The sequence below is a fragment of the Paraburkholderia sp. C35 genome (genome assembly GCF_003121405.1).
GTDB lineage: Bacteria > Pseudomonadota > Gammaproteobacteria > Burkholderiales > Burkholderiaceae > Paraburkholderia.
Genome location: NZ_QBUY01000100.1, coordinates 1 through 24,199, shown reverse-complemented (window position 1 = coordinate 24,199; position 24,199 = coordinate 1). Strand labels below are relative to the sequence as shown.

Sequence of the window (24,199 nt, the reverse complement as noted above, 5' to 3'; positions counted from 1 at the left end):
TCAAGGAGACACATCATGAAGACGTTGACCATTCGCGATCTCGGCGCATCGACCGAACTCGATCACGTGGCAATGAATAGCATCCAAGGTGGCCGCATGAAGCTGCCCGGACAGCACAACAACGGCACCATCCTCATTTCGCCGGACGGCGAACCGGTGGATGTGTACGTCGATGGCGGGCTGCAGAACTCGGTCGGCGACGGCTACTATCACACGCGTTGATGCGCGAGCCGCACGACGGGCGAGCCGCGTTCGCGCCGCTCGCCCTGACTGACGGCGAAGCGCTCATGCAAAGGCGGGGCAATGGCAGGAAAGAAAACGTGACGCGGACCGCTCGCCGGGCGAGCGTCAGTCACGTGATGGACACATTCGGATTCAGGGAACCAGCGGCAGCGACATCGGCATGTCTGCGCCGGACGCTTTCCTGGCGACTTTTTTCGCAGGCTTGTCGGTCGCTTCCGACCGTGCGGGCCGCGCCGCGCGTGGCTTACGCTGGCGCATCGGCGCGCTCGCGGCGCTGAGTCCACGGCACACGCGCGCAAGCGCAGTCGAGAACGAGGCGGGCTGCGCCATCAGCGACGGCAGCGATGCCTCCAGCTCCCTGAGCAACATCGGCAAGGTCGGCGCCGGGGACTGCAAGGTCTTCCGTGGTCGGTTTGTCATGAACGCCTCTCTGGAACGCTGCGGGCACTGTATCACAGCGCGGCGACAGCCCTTCCGGAGCGCGGCAGCGCAAGCGTCAGACCCACACACCTTCCTCGACGGCGAGCATCGTGCCGCGGCACGCAGCCGAGCCGCAGCGGCAGACATACTGACGGCGGGTTTCCTCGTCCTGCGGATCGTCGACGGCGAGTCCGTATGAAATCAGCAGTTCTTCACCGCGCTGGATGTCGACGGCGGCTTCGATGAACACGCGTCCATCGATTTCCACCGCCTCGCAGTTGGCCTTGCACGCATGATTGAGCCAGCGCGCACTGTTGCCGCCCACGCTGCCGTCGATCACGCGCCCGTCGGACAAACCGAACACGAAGGTATGCCCATACTCGCCGCTGCGCTCGATGCGTCGCGCGGCGCGGCGCCACGACGTCAGTTCGCCCTTGTATTCGATGATGCGCTCACCCGCTGCGAGCGTGCAGAGCGCGAACACACCTTTGCCGTGAATCGGCGACCGCCTGACGGATAGACGACGCATGGTTTGCTTGAAGAGAGGATGGACGGCTGAAGTATAGGGCGCGAAAAAAATGCGCTGTTATCGATATGCGTATGTTCGTCCTCTTCGATGCATCGAAACGCACAGCTGAAACCCACAGCTGATGCTCACAGCGTGAGACGCGCTTCCAGTCCGCCGCCTTCGCGGTTGCGCAACGTGAGCGTCGCGTTCATCGATTGCGCAAGCTGCTTCGCAATGGCGAGACCCAGCCCCGTGCCACCCGTCTCGCGATTGCGCGAGCTTTCGACGCGATAGAACGGCTCGAACACGGCGTCGAGCAGTTCCTGCGGAATGCCGGGACCGCGATCGAGCACGACCACACTCACCTGCCGCCCGCGCGCCGCATCGACGCGCACTTCCACCGTCACCGGCTCATGCGCCGAGTACTTCAGCGCGTTATCGATCAGATTGCCGAGGATGCGCCGCAGCGCCTGCGGACGCGTCGTCACCGGCTGACCGACGTGTCCCGTCAGCGACACGGGATCGCCCGCATCCGTGTAATCGCTGACCATGCTTTCGATCAGCGCATCGGGGTCGACACGGCAAGGCTTTTCATCGGCACCGTGCAGCGTGCGCGCATAGGCGACGCCTTCGCGCACCAGCAACTCCATTTCCTTCAGGTCTTTTTGCAGGCGCGCCCGCTCGGTGTCGTCGTCGAGCAGATCGGCGCGCAGCCGCATGCGCGTGATGGGCGTTTGCAGATCGTGCGAAATCGACGCCAGAATCTGCAGCCGCTCGCGCATATAGATACCGATGCGCGCCTGCATCGAATTGAATGCCTTCGACGCGCGCGCCACCTCTTCCGGGCCGTCTTCCGGCAGCGCGGCGGGCGCGAGATCGGGACCGAGCGTGTCGGCGGCACGCGCGAGACGTTCGAGCGGACGCGTCGCGAGACGCACGGCAAGCCACGCGCAACCCGCCAGCAGCGCCAGTTGCGCGATCAGCACGAGGGGCAGCCACGGCGACAGCGGAATGCCGTGCATCGGATGCATGTCGATGGTGAGCGGCGTGCCGTCGCTCAGCGTGAGATGCACTTCGAGATGCTCGCGCTCGCCGGGTATCGCGTTGGCGGTCACCTTGTAGCGCGGGCCGATGTCCTTCGCAATCGTCGCGCCGATTTCCTGCGACAGCTTCGCATCGGGCGCCATGCCCGTGGTACCCGGACCCAGCACGAAACGATAGGTACGGCGCGCCAGCTTCGGCAGCCATTCCTCGCGTTCGGCGGGCGTCAGGCGGTCCAGCAGCGCGACCGAACTGGTCACTTCCTGGCCGATGTAGCCCACCATCACGTGCATGGTCGCTTCGTTGCGCTCGGTCATGGTGAGCCAGAACGACAGCGTCTGCGCGGCGAGCAGGCCCGCCACGAAGATCAGCGACAGGCGCACGAACAGCGTGCGCGGCCGCCACAGGCCGCGCAGTTTGTCCCGCAGATTGCCCCTGGGTTGATCCATCACCGCGCTCATACGCCGTTGTCCTCGGGCGCGACGAGCGACGAGAACACATAGCCTTCGTTACGCAGCGTCTTGATGTAGCGCGGCTCGCGCGCATCGTCGCCCAGCCGCTGGCGCACACGGCTCACCAGCAGGTCGATCGAGCGGTCGAACGGTTCGGTCTGGCGCCCTTGCGTGAGCGTGAGCAACTGGTCGCGCGTCAGCACGCGCTGGGGATGATCGAGGAATACGCGCAGCAGCCGGTATTCGGCGCCGCTCAACGCGACCATCGTGCCGTCGCTGTCGATCAGATTGCGGCCGATCGTGTCGAGCCGCCAGTCGCCGAAGCGCAGGAAGTGTGCGCCGCCCGCCGGCTCGGCGCTGCCGCCGGGCGGCATCATGCGGGCGCGGCGCAGGATCGAGCGGATACGCGCCAGCAGTTCGCGCACGGCGAACGGCTTGGCGAGGTAATCGTCGGCGCCCATTTCGAGGCCGACCACGCGGTCCGTCTCTTCGCTGAGCGCGGTCAGCATCAGGATCGGGATGGTCTGAAACTCGCCCGCGCGCAATTCGCGGCACAGATCCAGCCCGCTTTCGCCGGGCAGCATCAGGTCGAGCACGATCAGATCGGGCCGCTCGTCGGCGAGCGCGGCGCGCATCTGCCGTCCACCCGACGCGAGCGTGACGCGCACGCCGTTACGGGTGAGATACGTGCCGACCAGCTCGCGAATGTCGCGGTCGTCGTCGACGATCAGAACGTGATCCGGTTTATCCACACAAGGCTCCTTGCCCAGCCAGAGTTCGCCCGATGAGTGCGTCTCATAAGGCTGCGTTATCAGTCCGCTTATCTTACGCGTCCTTGACAGGCCGCTCAGGCGACCTCAGGCACGCTCAGGCGTCTTCCACGACGGACAGGCTCTTGCCGTCGGCCACCGACGCCTCCAGCGCATAGGGATCGACGTCGTCCAGACAGCCGAGATTCACGCGCCACATATTCGGGTCCTTGCGTGTCTGATGAAACGGATAGATGCCGCAGTGCTTGCAGAAGTAGTGCTTCGCGATCTGCATGTTGAACTGGTAGAGCGTCAGGCTGTCCTCGCCCGACGTGATGCGCAGCGCGCTCTTCGGAAAGAACGGCGACATCAGCGCGCCCTTGCGGCGGCACAGGCTGCAATTGCAGCGCACAGCGGGCGTGACGGGCGTGTCGACTTCGAACTGGACGGCGCCGCAATGGCATGAGCCGTGGTGAGTGTGGGTGGTCATGGCGTGCTCCTGAATGCGATGACGCTTTTATACCCTGGCCCTTTGCGCGCTTTGTGTCCCAATGTATCTGGCCGGTACATCGATACAAAAAACGGGGCGCGGGCGGTCCCGCCGTGGGAGTCAGCGAGCCACCGCGCGCGCCGCCAGTGTTAGCCGCGGCACAGATCCTTCGCGTCGGGCGCTTTTGCCGCTGTCAGATCGAAGTCCGCTTCCTGCAATCCTTTCGGGCTGGTCGCGACCCAGTGCAGCTGCGTCGGCGAACGCACCAGTCCGACGCTGCCCGTATAGGTCCAGGCGATCGGCGAAGGCTGCGTGCCCGCCAGTTCGATCGACGTGGGCGTCAGCTTCAGATGCAGCAGCCGTCCATCCTGTGCAGGCGTGAACGCGCGCTCGCCGATCACCGCGATACCGGCTTCACGCACCGAGGCCGGCATGCAATCGAGCGATGCCGTGGTCTGGCCGTTCGCATCGATCAGTTGCGCGAAGCCGCGGCCCTTGTCGTCGGTCGCCACCACCACGAAGCGGTCGATGGACGGCACGTACGCCGCCGCATAGGTGTAGTACAGCAGCCGGTCGGCGATCACGCGCGGCTCGCTAAGCGCGCCCGTCGCCGGATCGAGCGTGGCGACCTTCAGCCGCGCGTAGGTCTCGCCGTTCACGTATTGCTGCCAGACCAGCAGCGCGCGCGTCGGCGAGCCGGCGATCATCGGCCACCATTCGCGCACGCGCGGCGCGACGTCGATGGCTTGCAGCAGCGCGCCGTCAGCGTCGTAGGTTTAGACATACACGCCCCGCCCCGTGCCGAGATTATCGACACCGCCGCCATCCACCCAGTCGTTCGAATAGAACACTACGAAGCGCGAGCCGACGGCGGCCACATGCCCGGAGTGACCGCCCGACAGCACATCGTTCGGATACGGCTTCACGTCCTTCAGGCTGGACGTGTAGACGCCATAGCGCTGGCTCACCTCATTCGGCGTATTCCAGCCGTCTTCGAACGACACCATCACGCGGCCCGTGTCGTTCTGCGCGACGGACACGGGTTCCTGCGCTTCCGGCCGGCTGATGAAGACGCGCGGACGGTCGAGCACCGCCTTTTGCGGCGTCCAGCGCGCGATGTACACGTCGTGCGTCCAGTTACGGTCGCGGCCTGCGCCGCGCGGCGGCAGGCCCGAACTGCTGAAGAACACGGTCGTCACGCCCTGCGCATCCGTCACCGCACCGATGCCGTGCTGATAGGCGCGCAGATCGCCCGTCGGCGCGCTCGCGGCTTTGGCAGCTTTGCCCGCCTTCGTGCCGCCCGCAAGCGCGGACGGCACGAAGCAGTTCGTGACCACCGTGGCCGCGATCACGGCCCATGTTGCAAACGTAGTCCGCATTACGCGACCTGGCGCTCGAACTCAGGCACGCTCATCACGTGCGAGATCATGCCGTCGTCATCGTGATACGCGACGAGGCAGCGGCCCGCATCGCCCTCGGGAATTTCATGCGTGGTCTGCGGCTGCGGTGCGTCATTCGTCTGCGGCATGCGGCGCACGCGGTTTGCGTTCATCAGGTCCATCTGACGGCCGAAGGTCCACAGCACCATCGACAGCGCGACGATGCCGATGCCCATGATGCCCGGCATGAAGGCATCGAGCGACAGCTCTTCCTCGCTCGCATTCGCGAGACACCAGCGGATATACAGCGCAGCCAGCACCCACGTGCCGAGCACGAGCGTGGGCCGCACGAAGCGATACCACGCGACGGCGCGCACGGCTTTCGCCTTGCTCGACTCGCTTGCAAACTGCGCGACGGACTGCTTCGAGACATCGATGATCGGGTATTCCATGGTTATCCCCTAAGACTGTTGACTTGCGTTGTCAATTCGAGTGCTTCATCACGTGTGTTGCAGGACTTCATTCCGGCTGCTGTGCGAGCAGACCCGGCGCTGCATCGGCCGATACCGCGCCCGCCGAACGGATGCCGCGATCCGGGCTGACCCAGCGTGCGCGTTTGCGGCGGCGCTGGCTGATCACGCCCGGCAGCGCGATCACGGATGCGATCATGCTGATGGCCCAGAACGCAGCGGGATACCACACCGTGTCGACGAAATAGCGCAGCAGGTTCTTGTCGTAGCGGCGGTCGATCAGACAGCCGAGCAGGATCTGCACGCAGCAGGTGGCGAACAGCAGCACGCCCGTGCCGCGCGGCACCAAGGCGAAACGCCAGCATTCGGGCAGCGTGAACAGCGCGGTGGCGGCCATCATCACCAGCGTGAACAGCATGCAATACGCCCACACGATGCTGGTCGCGTACTCGACGAAGATCGGCCACATCATCATGTTGCGGCGGGACAGTACCTCACCGGCGTACTTGAACAGCACCTGGATGCCGCCCTTCGCCCAGCGCAGACGCTGCTTGTAGAGGCCGCGGAAGGTCTCCGGCATCAGGATCCAGCTGAGCGCGCGCGATTCAAAGTTCACGCCCCAGCCCTGCACCTGCAGCTTCCAGCTGATGTCGATGTCTTCCGTCAGCATGTCGGAGCTCCAGTAGCCCACTTCTTCGAGCGCGCGCTTCCTGAACATCGACACCACGCCCGACACCGTCAGCAGCCGCCCATACATGTGCTGCGTGCGCTTGATCAGACCAACGATCGACGAAAACTCGCCCACCTGCATGCGGCCGAGCAGCGACGAACGCGTGCGGATACGCGGATTGCCCGTGACAGCGCCGATGGAGGCATCGTCGAGGAAGTGACGCAGCATCCAGCCGATCGCTTCCTTGTCGAGAAGCGAATCGCCGTCGATGCACATCAGGTACTCGGCATCGGACAGCATCGCGGCTGTCGTGAGGCCGATCGCCTTGCCTTCGTTCTGATGCTGGTGCACGACGACGAGCTTCGGGTATACGTTCACCAGCTGGTTCAGGATCGCGCCCGTTTCATCGCGGCTGCCATCGTTGATCGCGATGATGTTGTAGTTCGGGTAGTTCAGCTGGTCGAGGCACGCGATCACTTCGCGCACGTTGTCGGCTTCGTTGTAGCAAGGCACGACCACCGACACCTTCGGATACGACGCGAGCGGCGGCGCCGTCTTGCGCCCGGCGTCGCGGCGCTCGATCAGCAGATAGTGCAGCAGCCCCCCCACCATCCACAGATACGCCATCAGCAGCGGATAGTAGAAGACGAAGTTAGAGATGACGTTCATTACGTTTTTCATTGTGGTCCCCTGGTCCGGGTTGGCATCGCTTTGATCGACATGTGTCGTGCGCGGCTCAACCCAACATCCCCTGATTCGTTCTGAGCGTGCTTTGCACCGACATCACGTCGCGCAGCACGGTCGTGTCCGGGCGGTTCTTCAGGAAGTCGTCCGGTCCATAGCCCATATGCACGACACCCGCTGCATTGAGCCGCTTCATCTGCGTGCGCAGCACGGCGGCTTCGACAGGCTGCTGCGTGTCGCGATTGATCGCGGGCAGTTCGAACACGGTCTTGGCTGCCGCGCCCTGCTGTTTCATCACCGTCTGCTGCAAGCTGTCGAGCCATGCATCGCTGACGCGCTCGCCCGTAGCACGGGGCGATGCCGTCAGCGCGACGAAGTCGTAGTTGCCCAGCGCCGATGCAAGGCTCAGCGAGAAGTTGCGCTCTGCGCTGGCATCGAGCGCGGCCTCGGCGGGCACCGTGCGCACTGTCAGCACATTGCCGCCGCCCTGGTAGGCACGTATGCGATCGGCAAGCTGGTTCGTGAAGGTATTCAGATACGCGGTGCGGCCGTTGGCCCAGCGCTGCATCAGATCGTCGGAAGCATGAATCTGTGCGAGATCGCCGGGCAAACCCCACGAGCGATAGACGGCGAGCGCGGCAGCGCTGTTGTCCTCGTACGCGTTCAGCGTCGCGTCGGCGCCGAACACCACGCCGTTGAAACTCGAATAGCGCGTGAGATCGTCGTAGATGTCCTGAATGGCCTGGCGCGCCACGGGATCGAACGGGCTAAGGCGCGGCGTGCGGGTGCGCTGCGCATCGGCGGGTGCATTGGCCGCCACCTCGACGAAGCGCCCTGCGGCCGGATGCCCCGTCGGCAGATCGAACGCGAGCAGCGGCATGCGTGCATAGACCTGCACGCCCGCGCGCGTAATCAGCTGCCACGCAGCGCGGTTGAACAGATCGGCGCGCATCGGCATGTGACGGTTCGGGTAGTACATCGCGCGCGCGACGCCCGTATTGTCGGGATCCCAGTAAGCCTTCAGGTACACCGACTTCGGTTCGAGATCCTTGATGCGGTCGAGCAACCTGCCGAGCTTCTCTTCGCTTTTGTTCGGATCGATGTCGTACATCTCGTCGAGCGACACATTGACGACGCGCTCGACGGGATTGTGCTCGCCGCGATAATGGCGCGACGAACGCATCTGCGCGATCAGCGTGCCGACGTCCCAGTCATACGAGACGAGCAGACGGCGAATCTGCGTGAGCGGCACGTCGGGCGTGTTCGGGCCGTCGTCGAGCGTGAAGTGGACCGACATGCCGAGCGCCTGCGATGCCTTGATCAGCGCCGCGTTGTACATGCCGTACGGCCACACGGCAGAGCGCACCGCGACGCCCGTGCGGTCCTGGATCATGTCCACGCTCTTCTTCAGATCGTCGTGCACACGCGCCTGGTACTCTTCATCCGTTTCGTAGCGCTGCAGTTGCGGGTAGTACAGATGCGCGCTCGCAGCGGGCAACTCATTGCCTTGCGGATTGGCGAGTGCGCCGTGATGCATGTCGTGCGTATGCGACGCAACTTCGACGAGACCGGAATTCGCCATCTCGCGCAGATCGTCCCAGCTCATGAAGTAGCCCGGCGGCATCACCGACTTGTGGCTGATGCGCACGGGGTCGCCTGCGGGCGTATCCGTCCAGCGCGTCACGACACCGATCAGTGCGGGATAGCCGTACTGCTGTAGCAACGGGAACGCGTGCGTGAACTGGCTTTTGTAGGCATCGTCGAAGGTGAGCAGCACGGCGCGCGGCGGCAGGCGCGGCCCACCGTTGCGCGACGCGACGATCTGATCGACGCTCACGGGACGGAAGTCCTTCGCCTTCAGCCACGCGAAGATCGTGTTGAGCGTAGCGGTGCTGATCGCACAGGTATCGGCGACCGTCGACACATCGGCGCGCAGATCGTCGCGAATGTCGTGAATGGCGAGCACGCGGAACGTCAGGCCATCGTCCGCGTCGGGCGGCGGCATGCGGTCCAGTGCGATGCGGGCCTGCGCAGCGGGCACCGCGGCGAGACCAGCGGCAAATGCGAGAAAACGTCTGCGATTGAGCTTGTCCATGATGACCTACAGAGGAATGTTCAGGTTCAGGTAGATGAGCTTGCTGGTCTCACGCGTGTGGTCCATCCGCTGGCTCGCCACGCCGATGCCGTATGCGAGCGATGCATGCGCGCTGAACTGCCACTGCTGTTCGAGACGCACTTCCCACAGCATGCTGTTGCCGATATCCGTTTGCCGGTAGCCGCCCACCGTCGCATACGCGCGGTTAGCCAGCGATTGATCCGCGTTGCGCCATGACGTCCACTGGTACATCGCCGTCAGTTGCGCGGTGAGATCGCGATGCGGCGCGAAGTACGAGGTGTTCGCGAGCGTGTTGCTGCTCGTGTTCAACTCGACCCACGTCGCGACGAGATGGCTCGGCGTGTTGATGAGTCGCTCGTACCACGTCGCCACCCACGCCTGGTTGAAGTTGGTGTCGCTGTAGCGCGTGGCGCCATAGCTGAGATCGAAGTAACGGTAATCGTCGACGCTGTAGCGCACCCCGCCCGTCGCCGCGCGCCCCGTCACACCCGCCTGATACGCTTTCCACGGCAGCGTGTTGACGTTGCTGTCGACGCTGGTCGAAAAGCGCCAGCGGTCGTCGGGTGCATAACTCAGGCTGCCTGCGCCACCCGTCTTTGCCTGCGGGCCGGTCGAGCGGTCGACTTCCGCCGCGGCGTCGATGCCGTGAAAACGGAAGTCCCCGCCGATGCCGTTGCGCACGCGGCTCACGCTGTCGCCATCACCCGTGTCTGCGCGTCCGCTGAACTGATGCGCGAACACGCGCCAGTAGTTGGCGATCGGCATCGAGTACAGCTGCGTGTCGATGCCCCAGTCGTTGTCCGCGATGACCGAGTTGCCCTTCTGTCCGTTGGCCGCGACGATCAGTTGCGGACTCTTGTACGCGGCGTAATCCTCCTGGAACGTCTTCACCGTGTTGTTATCGGGGAAGCGGTCGCTGAAGGTCGCGTTGACGTCGGCGGCGCGGTCGTACTGACCGAGTTCGAGTGCCGTACGGCCCAGACCCGCGAGCGTTTCGATGTCGCCGGGGTGATCGACCAGCGTGCTCGCATAGACCTTCTGCGCTTCATGCGGGCGCTGCTGCACCAGCGACGCATCCGAGCGCGCGCTGATCAATGCGGGATCGAACGGTGCCTCGTGACGCAACTCGTCGAGCGCGGCCACGCCTTCGCGCGTCCGGTCCGTGTAGAGCAGGTACTGCGCCTGCAGTTTTTTCACGCGGCCATAGTCTTCGTTGACGTCTTCCGGGTGTTCGGACAGATCGGCGCGAATGGGCGTGCTCGCGGAAATTTCCTTGAGCAGTTGCTGCGCGTTGTCGTAGCGGCCCGAATCGAGGTACGCGAAAAAGAGCCCTTCCTGCACGTCGATGCGCTTCAACGCATGCGGCTCGACGGATGGCACGAGCGGCTCGACAGGCGTCTGCAACGCACGCTCATAGGCAGGCGCGGCCTTGCGCGGCTGGTCGATGTACGTGTAGGCGTCACCCGCTGCGGCGTAGGTGCGCGCGGGCATCGGCTGGTTCGAACGCGACAGGTCTTCGTACAACGCCGTCGCTTCCTTCATGCGGCCCACCCCCTGCAGCGCCGCGACCTTCTCGACCCGCCCCGCGCGGCGCACGTCCGCGTAGTCATCCGACGACGGCATGCGCGCCAGCATGTCGTCGATATGCGCAAGCGCTGTCTTCGTCTGCGCGAGACGATCGGGTTCATCGGAGGCGAGCGATTGCTGACGTCCCCAATGCACCTCCGTCTCGACGACAAGCGCTTCGATCTGGAACAGGTCGTGATCGGAAAACGCGTCGCGGCTCGCACGTGCTTCCTGCAGCGCAAGCTGTGCGGCACCCGCACCCGCTTCCGCGAAAATCCGTTTGCGGAGCTGGTCGCGCTCCGTCTCTACCTTGCCTTGTGCGACATGTCCTTCTGCGACTTTCCCCGTGGTTTCGGACGCAGTGGTCGGCTGCGCGGCGCAGTAGTCGCGCGCAAGCAGCACCAGCACCAAGGCGGTCGCCTTGACTGCGGCGTGCTTGCGTCGGCTAGAGCGTTTCGTTTTCATGGTTCCTCGCTTGTCGATGCCAATCTCCAGACAAAGCGAGTCCCTGCACCATGCGAATGGCGCATGGAGAGCAACAACGTCGCGTGGCCTGCGAGAGGCGTGGAGTTCAGCGTCTTGTTTCGATGGCCAGTTGTTGCCTTGCGCACTGGCCCCGTCCAATTGCGCGGCGAGGCTTATAGCGAAGTCCATACCAGCACCCCGCTCAACCTTCAGGCTTAAGGGTTCGCTCCAGAAAAACCCTTGCAAGCCAACCGTAAATCGTCAAAAACGTTTCATCACTGAACTCGACAAGCAATGCGAAGCAATTCCAGAAGACCTCGCGAGGAGCCGCAAGCAGCGCTTCCATCAGACGCAAAGCCATGTTCTGCAAAGAACGTGCTTGTGCGTTGCGGTAGCCGACCGCTTTGATTCATAGTTGAAACGGCATGCACAGTGCGCGATATTCGTCTGAAGCAAGCGAGCCGCGAAAGGTTGCGCCGACAAGCGGGAACCGTGTTGGCGATTCGGTATGAAATCGATTGAGACGTGCAGGGAGATTCAACACATGCGCTGATGCACGCAAGAAAACGCGCATCTCACCCGCGCCACGAGTGTCGCAACATGCATACGACTGTGTGCGGTGGCGCACATAGCGCTGTCTGCATCCGATGTGCGCTAGCGCACAGAGCGAGCGGCGTGGCGTCGGATATTGTCTCGCTGCACAAACCGATACGAAGACAGATGCGGGCCACGTAAGGCACCGCCATGGCGCATCGCGATGTGATTAGCGATGCGAAAGAACAGAAGATGACGGGGTGATCGATGAAGGCTTCCTACCGCTTCGGCAGCGGACGTCGCGCATGCGCGCAGACGCCGCCCGCTCTCATGCCGCCCAGCGCGGCGTCATAGCGTCAGTTCGAAAGAGCGCACGAGCAGGCCCGGCAGCTTCATGCCGCCCGTTGCGCGCTCGCCCCACGTCCAGTCGTTCAGCAACAGTTCGGGCTCGGCGCCGATGCGCTCCAGTTCACTGCCGAGCAGCCGGTACAGGCTGTCGTCGAAACGCATGGCATCGACGGGCGCGACGATGCGGCCCTGCTCGACCCAGAAGGTTGCGAAGCGCGTCATGCCCGTCATCCGGCAGTTCATCCGGTCCGAGAAATTCACGTACCAGAGATTGCCGATATAGAGGCCCGTATCGAGCGCGCGAAGCACATCGTCCTGCGCGAGATCGCCGCCTTGCATCGATAGCGAGGTAGGCGTCTCGCTCGCCGTCGCGCCATTCGGCACAAGACCGTATTCGCGCGCCGTGCGGGCGTTGGTCAGTTGCGCGGCGGCCCGCCCGCTTTCGATCAACGGGACGCTTTGCCGCTGATAACCGTCGTCGTTGAAACGCGGCGTGATGCCGAGCGTGAGGTCTTCCGTCAGCGTGACGCGCGGGTCGAGCGATACCTCGCCGATGTTCAGCCGATAGAACTCGTTGCGCGCCGTTGCCTGGGTGCGCGCGGAGAAAGCGCTGAACGAGGCTGTGCCGATCAGCTCGGACAACGCAGCAGGCGCGAAGTACGTGCGATAGCGGCCCGGTGATAGCACGCGTGGTTCGCGAGCAAGCACGGGCAAACGCGCGGCAGCTTCTTCGACTTTGGCCGCGAACACGTCATCGCGCCAGTCATCGCCCGCGTAGTGGCTTTTGATGGCGCGGCCGTTTGCATCGAATAGCGACCAGCTGAAATTGAAGTTCTCGACTTCATACCAGCCACGGCTGCCGAGCGACGACGCGAAGCCGCGCGCAATCGTGCCGCCCGCATAGAAACCGACGAAGTCGAGGCCGCTTGCGCACTGCGCGACAAGCGCCGGCAATGTGTCAGGCGATGGCAAATGACCTTTGCGGTGTGTTGCTTCCGACCATGCGGTGGTATCGAACAGCAGATGCGGATCGTCGGAAGCATCGCGCAGACCGTCGCGCAACATCGCGAGTGTTTGGTCGAGTGTGTGTGCGTCCGTGCGCATGTCGCCGGCAAGCGTGAACGACGCATACGCCTGCCGCTGACCGTCGATCAGACGCAACGTGACGACGGCTTGCGACACATGCCCCGACTGGCGCACCTTGCCCTGGTTGAAGCGAATGAAGTCGGACTGCTCGGCAGCATAAGACGTCAGCGTGATCTCGCCCGCTGTCAGTCGCTGCTCGAGCTCGCTTGCCAGCGCCATGAAATGCGCCTGAGACGTGGATGATGAAAGCGTGCCTTGCATCATGCGCCTCCGAACACGTCGACGTTGCTAAACACGCAGGCGGGCGACGCGTGGCCGACACGAATGATCTGCATGGGTTCGCCCTTGCCGCACATCGACGTGCCGTACACACCGCGCGTCGCCTCGTTGCCCACGGCAACGAGACTGCGCCAGAAACTCGCCGAGATGCCGCGATAGTTCGGTTGACGCACTACCTGCGTGAGCTTGCCGTTCTCGATCAGCTGGCCGTACTCGCAACCGAACTGAAACTTGTTGCGCTGGTCATCGATCGACCATGACGTGTTGGTGCGCATCAGGATGCCGCGCTCAATGTTCGCGATCATGTCGTCCAGTGTGCTCGTGCCGGGTTCGATGTTGAGATTGGCCATGCGGTCGATGGGCGGCCGATTCCAGCTCGACGCACGCGAGTTCGCGACGCCGCCTAGCTGCGCACGCTGCTGCGACAGCGCGCCGCCGAGCGGCCGCATCAGCACGCCGTCACGGATCAGGTACTCGCGTTGCGCGGGCGTGCCGTCGTCGTCGAATGCGTAGCTTGCGGCTTCGCCTCGTTCGGCAGGGTCGAACGTGACATTCAGCAATTCCGAACCGTAGCGATACGTGCCGAAATGCTCGCGCTTCACGAAACTCCAGCCGGCAAAGTTGCGCTCATCGCCGAGAATGCGGTCGAGTTCGAGCGGGTGACCGATCGACTCGTGAATCTGCAGCATCATCTGATCGGGCATCAGCAACAAATCTCTTGGGCCTGACGGACAATTGGGTGCCGTCACCAGTTGCAGCGCTTCGTCTGCGATGCGCGCGCCCGCCCCGTCGAAGCCGAACTGTCCGAGCACATCGACGCCACCTTGCGCGAGCGTGCCGTAATCGCCGCCTAGTGTGCGCACCTGGGTCACGCCATCGACGTGGGCCGTCACCGACATCTGCGGCAGCATGAAGCGGAAACGCTGGTCGATGCGCACGCCATCGCTGGTCAGATAGGTCTGTTCGCTGTGCGTGATCTGTACGGCGGCGGTCCGCTCGACAATGCGGCTATCGACATTCGCAGCGTTGCACTCGTGCTGCAGGCGCTCGAGCCACTCGCGCCGGTTCGGCAACGTTTGCGCGACGCCGGGCGATTCGTACGTGCCACTCCCGGCGGGCCGCGCGATCTGCGCGTGATCGATCAGCGACAGCGATGCCGATGCCTTCGCGCGTTGTGTGGCGATGTCGAGGGCAGCCTGCAAGCCCTGCTCGGAGAGGTCGGCTGTTGCCGCATACCCCGCTCCACGCTCCCACCACGCCACCACCATTGCACCGCGGTCACTCGCGATGCGCAGCGGTTGCGCGACGTCGTTGCGTACTGCGTGATCGTCGGTCCGTTCGTTCACGATCCGCAACGACCAGAATGCCGCGTCGCTGCGCAACGTGCGCGGCAAGCGGTTCAAATCCGGACTCCACCCTGCTTCGACCATATGCGTGCCTCACCAATGACATGTGCGCGTGCGAGCATCGACGCGCCGGTGAGGCGCAGCCATTCGCACGCGAATGTCATATCGTACGCGATGCATGATTCCGGACCGGATAAGGGATGAATGCGGCATGTCGCCGTGCGTCCAGCGCGCTGTGTTCCTGCGCACATTCCGTTCGACTAACGTTCGACCTATTGTCTGCCACAGCACATTCTTTTGTGCTCGCGCGTGGATGCGCACGCGTGTTTGAGCCTTGCTGCGCCTGCCTTTCACGGGCTTTCCTGTTCTCGACACGCGCGCAAATTGATGCATTTCTGAACGGCGCCGGTTGCTTGGCTCGCTTGAATCTCCCTCAAGAAGGTGATGCCGCGTGCCGTAATAGCAGATGAACCGTTTTATTTTTCAATCGCCCGAGCCTCTGCCCATGCAAATTCAGAACGACCTCACAGGCAGTACCGCGACCGCGAGCACACGCACGAGCGACGTCTCGACGGACACGTCGGGCGCTTCCGTCAAGAGCGGTGGAACGGGGACCACGGGCGCGACAGGCGCGCAAGCCACGCAAGGCGCGGGGGCAGGATCGGCGGCGGCCAGCAGCCCGCAGCAGGCCGCCATCAAGCAGCTGAAAGATCTGATCCAGTCGTTGCAGCAGAAGTTGACGGCCGTGCAGCAGCAGATGGCACGCGCGCAGCAGCAGGCGAATGCGGATAGCACGGGCGCCGCCGCGGCGATGGTCGCATCGCTGGCCTCGCAGGCGACGTCGCTTTCAGCTGCGCTGCAGACGGCCACGGCCGAACTGGCGCAAATGCTGCTCTCATCGTCGGGTAGTTCGACAGGCGGAATCGTCAATACGCAGGCCTGACGCATGACCGTATGCGGTGACGGCACAACCGCCGCACACTAAGCGACGCAGCGCTCCTGAAGCGGCACGTCGGCGTAGTCGAAGGTCGGGCGTGCATAGAAAAAGCCTTGCGCAAGCACCTTCGGCCATTGCGCGAGCCAGTGCGCCACCGCGCGCGTCTCGACGCCCTCCACGACCACCGCGACATTCCGCCGTTCGAGCATCGACAGCACGCCCGATGCAACAGCCGATGCGCGCGGACAGTCCGGCACGCCATCGATCATTTCGCGCGCGACCTTCACCGTATCGACATCGATCGTGCTCAGGAGTGCGAGCGATGAATAGCCGGTGCCGAAATCGTCGATGGCGAGGCGCATGCCCGCTTCACGCAGCGGCTTCGTCAACGGCGGCGCGGCCAGCAGGCGCGTCGCGTCCTCCGTCTCGACGAGTTCGAGTTCGAGCAGATCCGGCTCGACGCCATGCAGGCGTGCGATTTTCATCACCGTGGCGGGAAAATGCTCGTCTGCCACCACGCGCGGCGGCACGTTGACAGCGATGGGACACACGCGCTGACCTGCATGCTGCGCATGGGCCAGTGCCCTGCATGCACCGTCGATCACGTGATAGGTCAGTTGCAGTGCGACGAGCGGGTGATCGAGTGCGACGAGGAATGCATCCGGCAGCAGCATGCCGTAGTCGGGATGCATCCAGCGGATCAACGCTTCGACGCGGACGAGTCCGCCCGTGCTCACATCGTAGATGCCCTGAAAAGCGAGCGGAAATTCTCCAGCGAGCAAGCCTTCGCTCACGCGTTGTTCGAGTTGGTTCATCAGGCGCGGCGCATGCGTCATATGAATGTCCGTAGTCGCGCGGGCATCGTCTTCGCGACTGGCAGCGGTGGCGTAGCGAGCGTCCATCGTGTGGAAAGACCGTATTTATAGGTGTGTGGATGGGATGGGGCTTTTCCTTTTCGATGCACGTTTCATACCAAGTATTCAACGTTCCCTGACAACCACGCGGAAACCCGCATGGCGCCTCATTCTACGGATGCTGGCTCGTAACGCTCGCGTGGAAAGAATACGTAACAACGTTTCGTGCACGAAACATCCCGCACGCGTGCCTGCGTAACGTGTCACCGTGTTCCGGCGCGCTTCCGGCCCGAAAGACGCACAGGATGTCGAGTGTCAAAAGTGCTTCAAACGCGAACGCGTCGTCGCGCGGCATTACCTCTGAGGTAATCGATCCGCGTCATGGTGAACGGTAAGCTGACCTCATTCGTCAACCACCGGGAGAGCAGCATGTCGACGTTTGCCGTCGCACACTTGCATGAAGTGACAATGGGCGTGGAGATTGTCGAGTACCTGAAGCGTATCGACGCGACACTCGCGCCGTATGCGGGCCATTTCGTGCTGCACGGTGGCCGCTGCGAAAAGCTCGAAGGTAACTGGCAAGGCGACCTGATCGCCATCGAGTTTCCGAATCGCGATCTTGCGCGTGCGTGGTACAGGTCCGATGCGTATCAGGCAATCCTGCCGCTGCGCACGGAGAACTCAATCGGCGATGTCATTCTGATCGACGCGGTGCCGGCGTCGCACGTCGCAACAGATGTGTTGTGCGGATAATCGCACGCGTCGTGCGGGCAAACGCACGCAAGATGAGACTCGGGGACGCTGCTTTGCGCGCAAGCGCGTCCCTTGAGCCGGCATCGTAATCAGCTGCCGAAGTACACGGAGCAATAGCTGACGGGACCGACGCACGAGGACATGTTCGTGCTGGCACCCGTGACGGGCATCCGTGTGCCGGACGCATGCGAGCCGCTCATTCCCGCCCCTTCACTTTGCTGTGCAGCCTGTTGATGTGCGACCTGTTGCTGATAGATAGGCGCGACATCGGGGTACGACGTATCGGTGACGAACTGCGAACCGTTCTGTTCTGCCTGGATCAGTTCCTGGCGAACTTCAGCGCGGGTCTTTTCCTGCGCGAATGCGCTCGATGCAAAAGCGGTGGAGGCGATTGCGGCGATCGAAACAGTCAACAGTGCAAGCTTCTTCATTTTCAGCTCCTTCGGTCTGTGGGTGACGTCGATGCGTCACAGGATGTGTGGCGCTTCACTGTGATGAACAAAGCGACCTCCAGATCTATTCCCAACTTTTTTCGTTTTTTCTTGCTGGATGCCGCGGAGACTTTTTTGCATGTAGTTGCGGAATAAAGCGGCTTCTTTTCTGTTGACGGCCTGTGCACGTCCCATACAGAAAGGAGCATTCGTGATGAAATCAAAGTCCCGGGCGTCGGCAACTGGCTGCGTGCCATGCAGATTCGCCGCGATCGGCGCAGCGGTAGTCGCGCTTGCTGGCTCTTTCGCCTACGCCGCAGGCTGGCTGACGCCATCGCGTCTCACGACGTACCGCATCATCGACCAGTTCCAGGCGAACGCCGGCGCGCACGCGGGCTACCGCCGCAATCATGCGAAAGGACTGTGCGTAGAGGGCTATTTCGATAGCAATGGCAGCGCGGCGTCGATTACCCGCGCGCAGGTCTTCGCGCCGGGCCGCACGCCGATCATCGGCCGCTTCGCGATTCCCGGCGGCAATCCCTCTGCGCCCGATGCGAGCGTGCCTGTGCGCAGCTTTGCGTTGCTCTTTACGCAACAGAACGGCGAGCAATGGCGCACCGCCATGAATTCGACCCCTGTTTTTGCAGTGCGTACGCCCGAGCAGTTCTATCAGCAGCTCGTCGCAGCGCAGCCGGATTCGCACACAGGCAAACCCGATCCCGCGAAGCTGAAGGCGTTTAACGCAGCGAACCCGGAAACGCAGCCCTTCCAGCAATGGGTGAAAGCGCATCCCGCGTCGTCGGGACTGGCGAATGCGGCGTACTACAGTATCAATGCGTTCCGCTTCATCGATGCAAGCGGCAATGCGCATGCAGTGCGCTGGTCCGTCGAACCGGAGACGCCCTACGCGCCCGTCGATCCGCAAGAGAAGAACGATCCCGACTTTCTGTCGAAGCAACTCGATGAACAGTTGAAGCACGGCAACGTGCGTTGGCATCTGATAGTGACGCTGGCCAATGCCGGCGATCCCACCAACGATGCGACGCTGCAATGGCCCGCCGACCGGCAACGCATCGATGCAGGCACTGTCGTGCTGGAACGCAGCGCGCCACAGTCGGATGGCGTCTGCCGCGACGTGAACTTCGATCCGACGGTATTGCCGGACGGCATCAGGACCTCCGACGATCCCTTGCTCGCAGCGCGCTCGGCCGCATACGCGGTGTCGTATCAACGGCGCACGCGTGAAGAAGCGCTGCACGGCGCGCCCTCCATCTCGCAACCCTGAACCGAACACATCATGACGACTTCCACTCGCCATTTCTCTGCGCCCGCACGCCTGTTGCACTGGACGATGGCTGTGCTGATTCTCGCGATGCTGTTTGTCGGCGTCGCCATGGTCGCGACTGTCTCGCACGCGCATGCAACGCTGATCGCGCTGCACCGGCCGCGTGGCGTTGCATTGCTTGTGCTCGCGCTGATTCGCGTTGCCGTGCGCCTGAAACACGGCAGCCCCGCATTACCCGACGATATGCCCGCACTGCAGCGTGTCGCGGCGAAGGCATCGCATCTGGTGCTGTATGGGTTGTTCATCGCCATGCCGTTGATTGGATGGGCGATGCTTTCGGCAGGCGGTTATCCCGTTACGTTGTTCGGCGCGTGGACGCTGCCCGCGCTCGTGCCGCAAAACGTCGACCTGTTCGCTGCGTTGCGCGCGTTGCATACGTGGCTCGCCTTTGCGCTGTTTGCCACCGTGCTCGCCCATATCGCGGCAGCCCTGTTTCACGGCCTCATTCGACGCGATGGCGTGTTTTCCAGCATGGCGCGTAGCGAACGATAGGTTTCCGAACTAATTTTTCATGTGCGGCGTGCCATCGCCTGCAATCCGGCAGCACGCCGCATGATGCGAACCCTATGCCTCAGCCGCGAAGCTGGCCTTGAGCGCCTGATAGATGCTGCGATACCGCGCCAGTCTTTGCGCGAGCAGCGGCGCCTGCGCGCGATCCGGTTCGCAGGATTCGAGCGTCGGTGGAGCAAGGCACACCTGGTCGATGGCTTCGCCCGTCACCGCGAGCCGCGCGAGGCGAGCCGCACCGAGCGCTGCACCCACGTCGCTGCCTTCGTGACGATGCATCGTGATGCCGGTTGCCGTCGCGCATAGATTGGCCCAGAACGGGCTGCGCGACCCGCCGCCGATAAACGACGCGCTCTGCAGCGTCGTGCCCGCGCCTTGCAACGCGGCATAGCCATCGGCCATCGCGAACGCGACGCCTTCCATCACGCTATACGCGAGATCGCCTGTCGTGTGCGCACCCGTCAAACCCCAGAACACGCCGCGCGCGTTCGCGTCGTTGTGCGGCGTGCGTTCGCCGCTCAGCTACGGCAGAAAGATCGGCGCGCCCGCGGGGTTGGCAGTGCCTGCAAGTTCAGGCAAGCTGCCGACCGCGCGACCCACGACTTTCGACAGCCAGCCGAGGCTCGACGCCGCCGACAGAATCACGCTCATCTGATGCCAGCGCTCCGGCAGGCAATGGCAGAACGCGTGCACGCCCTGCCCGGGGTTGGGCGCGAAGCGGTCGGTCCCGGCGAACAGCACGCCCGACGTCCCGAGCGACAGAACCGCACTGCCCGCTTCGGCGACGCCCATGCCGATCGCACTCGCCGCGTTGTCGCCGGCGCCACCGCACAGCGCTACGGGACCGTCGATGCCCCATTCACGGCGCAATGTGTCGCTCAATTGCGCGGCGGGCGCACTGCCTTCCACGAGTCGCGGCATGTGTGCGCGCGACAAGCCCGTTGCTGCGAGCATGCGATCGGACCAGTCGCGTTTTGCGACGTCGAGCCACAACGTGCCCGATGCATCCGACATGTCCGACTCGAACTCGCCCGTCAGCCGCCACGCGAGATAGTCCTTAGGTAACAGCACTTTCGCTGCGGCCCGGAATATGTCCGGTTCGTGCTTCGCGAGCCAAAGCAGTTTGGGCGCGGTGAAACCGGGCATCGCCAAATTGCCGGTAATGTCGCGCGACTCCGGCACACTTGCTTCCAGTTCCGCGCATTCGGCGAACGCGCGTGTGTCGTTCCAGAGAATCGCAGGCCGCAGCACGTTGCGATGCGCATCGAGCAACGTGGCGCCATGCATCTGCCCGGACAGGCCGATACCGCGCAACGCTGCAAATGCCGCGGGGTTTGCGCCGCGCACAGCGGCGACGGCATCGAGTGTGGCCTGCCACCACGCTTGCGGGCTCTGCTCCGACCAGTGTGGATGTGGCTGCGCCACTTCCAGACGCACGCCGCTCGTTGCGAGCGTGGTGGATGCGTCGTCGGTCAGAATTACTTTTACCTCGGAAGTACCGAGGTCGATTCCAAGGAAAGTCACAGCACGTCCTCACTATCTGGCATGAGTGGACGCCGCTTGCTGAACATCGACGACACGCCAGCGCGCAGCTACGTGTTCACCGGACTGGATGGGACGTGGACCGACCGGGACGCGCGTGTGCGGCGCTTCCCGTGAGAATGCATGTCGTCCTCTGTCTTTTGCCTGCTCACCACGGCAGGCGCTGGTTTTATCCGTTGAAACCAGACGTTACCACGATGCCTTCGAACCGCACGACTGCCGCCGGGCCGTCCCACATTTGCGTGACTGATGGAGGCTGCCTTTTTCGATGAATTTGACCGATCAATATGCGCGGCAGACACTCGACGGTAATCCCCCACACTATTTCCACGCATCCTCATGGCTTCCATCGAAACCACGCATACATCCGGCAGCGTCGACGCCGTTCGCCCCCTCGAAGAGAGAACATTGCGCAAGATCGTCGTTGCGTCTGTCGCCGGCAATGCGATGGAGTGGTACGACTTCTTCGTTTACGGCACGGCAGCCGCACTGGTGTTCGGGCAACTGTTCTTTCCCGCGGGCGCGGATCCGCTGATCGGCACGCTCGGCGCGTTTGCAGCGTTCGCGATGGGCTTCGTGGCGCGGCCGCTGGGCGGCATCGTGTTCGGCCATATCGGCGATCGCTATGGGCGCAAGGCGTCGCTGGTATGGACTCTGCTGATCATGGGTGTCGCGACATTCGCCATCGGTCTGCTGCCGACCTACGCTCAGGTTGGCGTGTGGTCGCCGGTCGCACTCGTGGTGTTGCGCCTGCTGCAAGGCGTGGCATCGGGCGGCGAATGGGGCGGCGGCGTCTTGATGATCAGCGAAAGCGCACCGCCTGAAAAGCGCGGCTATTACGCGGCGTGGAGCCAGTTGGGCGTGGGCGGTGGATTTGTGTTGTCGTCGGGTGCTTTTCTTGCGGCGCAATCGCTACCGCACGATGCGTTCATCAGTTGGGGATGGCGGCTGCCGTTTCTGGCGAGCATTGCGATTTTCGCCATCGGCGTCTATATCCGGCACAGCCTGCCGGAAAGCCGCGATTTCGCACAGATCGAAAAGCGCGGCGAGAAAACGCATATGCCCGTTGTCGAAGTGATCAAACGTCATCCGAAAGAGATTCTGATGGCGATGGGTCTGCGAGTCGCGGAAAACGGCGGCGCTTATATCTTTCTCGCGTTTTCTCTCGTGTATGGCAAGTTTGCGGGTTTCGCGAGTTCGGTAATGTTGACGGGCGTGATGCTGGCAATGGTAATCGAGATGGGTGCCATGCTCGCATGGGGACGGTTGTCCGACCGTATCGGTCGCAAGCCCGTGTATATGATCGGCGCGGCGGGATTGATCGTGATGGCGTTTCCCTTCTTCTGGATGCTGGATACGCATCAGGCGCCGTGGATCTATCTCGCGCTTATTCTTGGCACAGCTGTCTGTCATGGTGCGATGATCGGCACCCTGCCGGCTCTCGTCGGCGAACTGTTCAGCACCGAAGTGCGTTATTCAGGCGTGGCGCTGGGGCATGAAGTGGCGTCGATCTTTGCCGGCGGGTTGTCGCCGCTTATCGCTACGGCGTTGCTTGCGAGCTATCACGCGTATTGGCCTGTTTCGATTTTTCTGATGGTGCTTGGGACGATTACGGTTGTGACGTGGAGGTTTACGCGGGAGACGCGTGCGGTGGGATGATGGTTTGTGTTCGCTTTCACCATTTCACGATTTCAGGCTTTGACGCTTTGACGGCGACGTTTGCCACGCTCGCCTGGCGAGGCGCGTATGTTGCCGTCAGTCGCGAATCGCCTTTATCGCGGCAATGAGGCCTGTTGCTGGACTCGTTAGCGGCTTCCGTGCTTGCCTCGTCAACCCGGCCGCGCCCGCCATCGATGCTTGTGCCAATGCGACAAGCGACGCACCTTCCCTATAGGCATCGTCAGCCGCGGCAGCAACTGTCGCCAGATAGGCCGGGTGCGCGCCGGTTTTGAACAGATCCCAGGCGCCTTGCACGAGTCGTACTTCAACCGTGGCACCTGTCTGCCTTGCAGCAGTTTCAAATAACTGCCGGGTTGGTTGTAGCGTGGTCTCGGCTGTGCATAACGCAATCACTCTTCCGCCGGATCGCGTCGCCTCTTCAGCCAATGCACTGTCCACACGGATCATAGGGATCCCGGCTCTCTCGGAGACAGCTGAAATACAGGGTCCCAAGGTGGAGCATGTGAGAAGCACGGCATCTGCGTGCCGAGCAAGATCCAATAGCGCGGCGCCGGTCTGACGTTCGATGTCGAGCGTTACGCCTCGGTTTAGCTCTGCCGCTAACAGAAGATCCGCTCGGACTTCATGATAAAGCTGTGTCTCCGGCAGATTCAATTGAGCCGCAGCTTTGTTGAACACGCCGATATTGCTTTCCGCTGTGTGTAAGCACGCAATGCGCATCGCACTTCTCTACGCTCGAGATGGATATGAGCGAGTTTCGCACAATCGCATCTGGCGAATTACAGAAAGACTCGATGCAGAGGACGCACTGATTGAATACGCGCGATGTTTCGGCGTTTTTGAGCGAGGAGTAGGCAGGAGTAAGACAGCTGCAGCCAAGTGCGACCGTTTTGCGGCTGCGGCACGTGTGAACGCGAATTCGCACCGCCACAAACGCCAAGACCCCGCTTTTAAGGGCGGGGTCTTGTCTGGGTAAGGAGCCTGACGATTACCTACTTTCACACGGGCAATCCGCACTATCATCGGCGTAGAGTCGTTTCACGGTCCTGTTCGGGATGGGAAGGGGGGGGACCGACTCGCTATGGTCATCAGGCATGACGGGTTGCTGCGTCGCTGGTTGAGCGCCACAGCCAATCTGGAAGAAGCGTGTGTAAAGAGGTTGGGTTGTGTTGTTTCAGGCACAACACCGATCTCAACCTGTGTGTTCCCTCACCCCGTCGGGGTAAGACACACCTGTTATAGGATCAAGCCTTACGGGCAATTAGTATCAGTTAGCTTAACGCATTACTGCGCTTCCACACCTG

The 24,199-nt window shown here is 62.9% G+C and carries 22 protein-coding genes, 1 rRNA gene and 2 pseudogenes; 6 read left to right on the top strand and 19 right to left on the bottom strand.

Features of this window, described 5'->3' with window-relative positions; all coding sequences use genetic code 11:
- The first annotated feature begins 15 nt into the window (after nucleotides 1-15).
- Nucleotides 16-222: a hypothetical protein gene (locus tag DK391_RS35605; protein WP_109482693.1), complete on the top strand. Its 207-nt coding sequence runs from the start codon at nucleotides 16-18 to the stop codon at nucleotides 220-222.
- On the opposite strand, the gene DK391_RS44600 is transcribed toward DK391_RS35605, so the two are convergent.
- The 14 genes and pseudogenes from DK391_RS44600 to DK391_RS35545 all read right to left on the bottom strand — a co-directional run bounded on the left by DK391_RS44600 (nucleotide 210) and on the right by DK391_RS35545 (nucleotide 14,930).
- The gene (locus DK391_RS44600; RefSeq protein WP_162600998.1) at nucleotides 210-356 is read right to left on the bottom strand and encodes a hypothetical protein; all 147 of its coding nucleotides are present in this window, start codon (nucleotides 354-356) and stop codon (nucleotides 210-212) included. The genes DK391_RS35605 and DK391_RS44600 overlap by 13 nt on opposite strands.
- Before the next feature lie 19 nt (nucleotides 357-375).
- On the bottom strand, nucleotides 376-663 hold the full coding sequence (locus DK391_RS35600) for a hypothetical protein (RefSeq protein ID WP_109482692.1): 288 nt from the start codon (nucleotides 661-663) through the stop codon (nucleotides 376-378).
- Nucleotides 664-739: 76 nt separating this feature from the next.
- Complete coding sequence (locus DK391_RS35595; RefSeq protein ID WP_109482691.1) at nucleotides 740-1,192, bottom strand: SET domain-containing protein-lysine N-methyltransferase; 453 nt, start codon at nucleotides 1,190-1,192, stop codon at nucleotides 740-742.
- 125 nt (nucleotides 1,193-1,317) lie between these two features.
- A complete protein-coding gene (locus DK391_RS35590; protein ID WP_109482703.1) occupies nucleotides 1,318-2,661 on the bottom strand; it encodes a HAMP domain-containing sensor histidine kinase in 1,344 nt (447 codons plus the stop codon).
- Nucleotides 2,662-2,669: 8 nt separating this feature from the next.
- Nucleotides 2,670-3,416 carry a response regulator gene (locus DK391_RS35585; RefSeq protein WP_109482690.1) on the bottom strand — a complete coding sequence of 249 codons (747 nt, stop codon included), beginning with the start codon at nucleotides 3,414-3,416 and terminating at the stop codon, nucleotides 2,670-2,672.
- 115 nt (nucleotides 3,417-3,531) lie between these two features.
- Nucleotides 3,532-3,903 carry a GFA family protein gene (locus tag DK391_RS35580; protein WP_109482689.1) on the bottom strand — a complete coding sequence of 124 codons (372 nt, stop codon included), beginning with the start codon at nucleotides 3,901-3,903 and terminating at the stop codon, nucleotides 3,532-3,534.
- A gap of 149 nt (nucleotides 3,904-4,052) precedes the next feature.
- A pseudogene (locus DK391_RS35575) lies at nucleotides 4,053-5,282 on the bottom strand (hypothetical protein).
- A complete protein-coding gene (locus DK391_RS35570; RefSeq protein WP_109482688.1) occupies nucleotides 5,282-5,734 on the bottom strand; it encodes a hypothetical protein in 453 nt (150 codons plus the stop codon). Before DK391_RS35570 ends, DK391_RS35575 begins: the two are co-directional and overlap by 1 nt.
- A gap of 67 nt (nucleotides 5,735-5,801) precedes the next feature.
- On the bottom strand, nucleotides 5,802-7,091 hold the full coding sequence (gene pgaC / locus DK391_RS35565) for a poly-beta-1,6-N-acetyl-D-glucosamine synthase (protein WP_109482687.1): 1,290 nt from the start codon (nucleotides 7,089-7,091) through the stop codon (nucleotides 5,802-5,804).
- Between the two features lie 67 nt (nucleotides 7,092-7,158).
- The gene (gene pgaB, locus DK391_RS35560) at nucleotides 7,159-9,201 is read right to left on the bottom strand and encodes a poly-beta-1,6-N-acetyl-D-glucosamine N-deacetylase PgaB (RefSeq protein ID WP_109482686.1); all 2,043 of its coding nucleotides are present in this window, start codon (nucleotides 9,199-9,201) and stop codon (nucleotides 7,159-7,161) included.
- A 6-nt stretch (nucleotides 9,202-9,207) separates the two neighbouring features.
- Complete coding sequence (gene pgaA / locus DK391_RS35555; RefSeq protein ID WP_109482685.1) at nucleotides 9,208-11,253, bottom strand: poly-beta-1,6 N-acetyl-D-glucosamine export porin PgaA; 2,046 nt, start codon at nucleotides 11,251-11,253, stop codon at nucleotides 9,208-9,210.
- A 202-nt stretch (nucleotides 11,254-11,455) separates the two neighbouring features.
- On the bottom strand, nucleotides 11,456-11,614 hold the full coding sequence (locus tag DK391_RS44595) for a hypothetical protein (protein WP_162600997.1): 159 nt from the start codon (nucleotides 11,612-11,614) through the stop codon (nucleotides 11,456-11,458).
- A gap of 521 nt (nucleotides 11,615-12,135) precedes the next feature.
- Entirely contained in the window at nucleotides 12,136-13,440 is a 1,305-nt protein-coding gene (locus DK391_RS35550; protein WP_239483045.1) for a TldD/PmbA family protein, read from the bottom strand.
- A 41-nt stretch (nucleotides 13,441-13,481) separates the two neighbouring features.
- Nucleotides 13,482-14,930, bottom strand: coding sequence for a TldD/PmbA family protein (locus DK391_RS35545; RefSeq protein WP_109482683.1), 1,449 nt, complete (start codon nucleotides 14,928-14,930; stop codon nucleotides 13,482-13,484).
- 421 nt (nucleotides 14,931-15,351) lie between these two features.
- Between DK391_RS35545 and DK391_RS35540 the strand changes: the two genes are divergently transcribed.
- Entirely contained in the window at nucleotides 15,352-15,789 is a 438-nt protein-coding gene (locus DK391_RS35540) for a hypothetical protein (RefSeq protein WP_109482682.1), read from the top strand.
- Nucleotides 15,790-15,827: 38 nt separating this feature from the next.
- Here DK391_RS35540 and DK391_RS35535 read toward each other — a convergent pair whose 3' ends face one another.
- Nucleotides 15,828-16,685, bottom strand: a complete 858-nt coding sequence (locus DK391_RS35535) for an EAL domain-containing protein (RefSeq protein WP_109482681.1) — start codon at nucleotides 16,683-16,685, stop codon at nucleotides 15,828-15,830.
- Between the two features lie 381 nt (nucleotides 16,686-17,066).
- On the opposite strand from DK391_RS35535, the gene DK391_RS35530 reads away from it, so the two are divergent.
- Nucleotides 17,067-17,390: a DUF1330 domain-containing protein gene (locus DK391_RS35530; protein ID WP_109482702.1), complete on the top strand. Its 324-nt coding sequence runs from the start codon at nucleotides 17,067-17,069 to the stop codon at nucleotides 17,388-17,390.
- 89 nt (nucleotides 17,391-17,479) lie between these two features.
- Here the strand turns inward: DK391_RS35530 and DK391_RS35525 are convergent, their stop codons facing one another.
- A complete protein-coding gene (locus DK391_RS35525; protein ID WP_109482680.1) occupies nucleotides 17,480-17,821 on the bottom strand; it encodes a DUF4148 domain-containing protein in 342 nt (113 codons plus the stop codon).
- 214 nt (nucleotides 17,822-18,035) lie between these two features.
- On the opposite strand from DK391_RS35525, the gene DK391_RS35520 reads away from it, so the two are divergent.
- Both DK391_RS35520 and DK391_RS35515 read left to right on the top strand, forming a co-directional pair.
- Nucleotides 18,036-19,106, top strand: a complete 1,071-nt coding sequence (locus DK391_RS35520; protein ID WP_109482679.1) for a catalase family peroxidase — start codon at nucleotides 18,036-18,038, stop codon at nucleotides 19,104-19,106.
- Nucleotides 19,107-19,118: 12 nt separating this feature from the next.
- Nucleotides 19,119-19,658, top strand: coding sequence for a cytochrome b (locus tag DK391_RS35515; RefSeq protein WP_109482678.1), 540 nt, complete (start codon nucleotides 19,119-19,121; stop codon nucleotides 19,656-19,658).
- 72 nt (nucleotides 19,659-19,730) lie between these two features.
- Here the strand turns inward: DK391_RS35515 and xylB are convergent.
- A pseudogene (xylB, locus tag DK391_RS35510) lies at nucleotides 19,731-21,197 on the bottom strand (xylulokinase).
- A gap of 357 nt (nucleotides 21,198-21,554) precedes the next feature.
- Here xylB and DK391_RS35505 point away from each other — a divergent pair.
- Nucleotides 21,555-22,874 carry an MFS transporter gene (locus tag DK391_RS35505; protein ID WP_109482677.1) on the top strand — a complete coding sequence of 440 codons (1,320 nt, stop codon included), beginning with the start codon at nucleotides 21,555-21,557 and terminating at the stop codon, nucleotides 22,872-22,874.
- A 96-nt stretch (nucleotides 22,875-22,970) separates the two neighbouring features.
- Here DK391_RS35505 and DK391_RS35500 read toward each other — a convergent pair whose 3' ends face one another.
- Together DK391_RS35500 and rrf are read right to left on the bottom strand one after the other, a co-directional pair.
- Entirely contained in the window at nucleotides 22,971-23,615 is a 645-nt protein-coding gene (locus DK391_RS35500) for an aspartate/glutamate racemase family protein (RefSeq protein ID WP_109482676.1), read from the bottom strand.
- Between the two features lie 259 nt (nucleotides 23,616-23,874).
- Nucleotides 23,875-23,988: ribosomal RNA gene (rrf, locus tag DK391_RS35495) — 5S ribosomal RNA — on the bottom strand.
- Between the last annotated feature and the right edge of the window lie 211 nt (nucleotides 23,989-24,199).

Excerpts from the sequence above, each read along its gene's own strand:
- DK391_RS35570 (WP_109482688.1), bottom strand. The coding sequence starts at position 5,734 with ATGGAATACCCGATCATCGATGTCTCGAAGCAGTCCGTCGCGCAGTTT.
- DK391_RS35580 (WP_109482689.1), bottom strand. The coding sequence starts at position 3,903 with ATGACCACCCACACTCACCACGGCTCATGCCATTGCGGCGCCGTCCAG.
- DK391_RS35525 (WP_109482680.1), bottom strand. The coding sequence starts at position 17,821 with ATGAAGAAGCTTGCACTGTTGACTGTTTCGATCGCCGCAATCGCCTCC.
- DK391_RS35550 (WP_239483045.1), bottom strand. The coding sequence starts at position 13,440 with ATGGCGCTGGCAAGCGAGCTCGAGCAGCGACTGACAGCGGGCGAGATC.
- DK391_RS44595 (WP_162600997.1), bottom strand. The coding sequence starts at position 11,614 with ATGGCTTTGCGTCTGATGGAAGCGCTGCTTGCGGCTCCTCGCGAGGTC.
- DK391_RS35500 (WP_109482676.1), bottom strand. The coding sequence starts at position 23,615 with ATGCGCATTGCGTGCTTACACACAGCGGAAAGCAATATCGGCGTGTTC.
- DK391_RS35530 (WP_109482702.1), top strand. The coding sequence starts at position 17,067 with ATGTCGACGTTTGCCGTCGCACACTTGCATGAAGTGACAATGGGCGTG.
- pgaB (WP_109482686.1), bottom strand. The coding sequence starts at position 9,201 with ATGGACAAGCTCAATCGCAGACGTTTTCTCGCATTTGCCGCTGGTCTC.
- pgaC (WP_109482687.1), bottom strand. The coding sequence starts at position 7,091 with ATGAACGTCATCTCTAACTTCGTCTTCTACTATCCGCTGCTGATGGCG.
- DK391_RS35520 (WP_109482679.1), top strand. The coding sequence starts at position 18,036 with ATGAAATCAAAGTCCCGGGCGTCGGCAACTGGCTGCGTGCCATGCAGA.
- DK391_RS35600 (WP_109482692.1), bottom strand. The coding sequence starts at position 663 with ATGACAAACCGACCACGGAAGACCTTGCAGTCCCCGGCGCCGACCTTG.
- DK391_RS35590 (WP_109482703.1), bottom strand. The coding sequence starts at position 2,661 with ATGGATCAACCCAGGGGCAATCTGCGGGACAAACTGCGCGGCCTGTGG.
- DK391_RS35595 (WP_109482691.1), bottom strand. The coding sequence starts at position 1,192 with ATGCGTCGTCTATCCGTCAGGCGGTCGCCGATTCACGGCAAAGGTGTG.
- DK391_RS35540 (WP_109482682.1), top strand. The coding sequence starts at position 15,352 with ATGCAAATTCAGAACGACCTCACAGGCAGTACCGCGACCGCGAGCACA.
- DK391_RS35605 (WP_109482693.1), top strand. The coding sequence starts at position 16 with ATGAAGACGTTGACCATTCGCGATCTCGGCGCATCGACCGAACTCGAT.
- DK391_RS35505 (WP_109482677.1), top strand. The coding sequence starts at position 21,555 with ATGGCTTCCATCGAAACCACGCATACATCCGGCAGCGTCGACGCCGTT.
- DK391_RS35515 (WP_109482678.1), top strand. The coding sequence starts at position 19,119 with ATGACGACTTCCACTCGCCATTTCTCTGCGCCCGCACGCCTGTTGCAC.
- DK391_RS35535 (WP_109482681.1), bottom strand. The coding sequence starts at position 16,685 with ATGGACGCTCGCTACGCCACCGCTGCCAGTCGCGAAGACGATGCCCGC.
- pgaA (WP_109482685.1), bottom strand. The coding sequence starts at position 11,253 with ATGAAAACGAAACGCTCTAGCCGACGCAAGCACGCCGCAGTCAAGGCG.
- DK391_RS35545 (WP_109482683.1), bottom strand. The coding sequence starts at position 14,930 with ATGGTCGAAGCAGGGTGGAGTCCGGATTTGAACCGCTTGCCGCGCACG.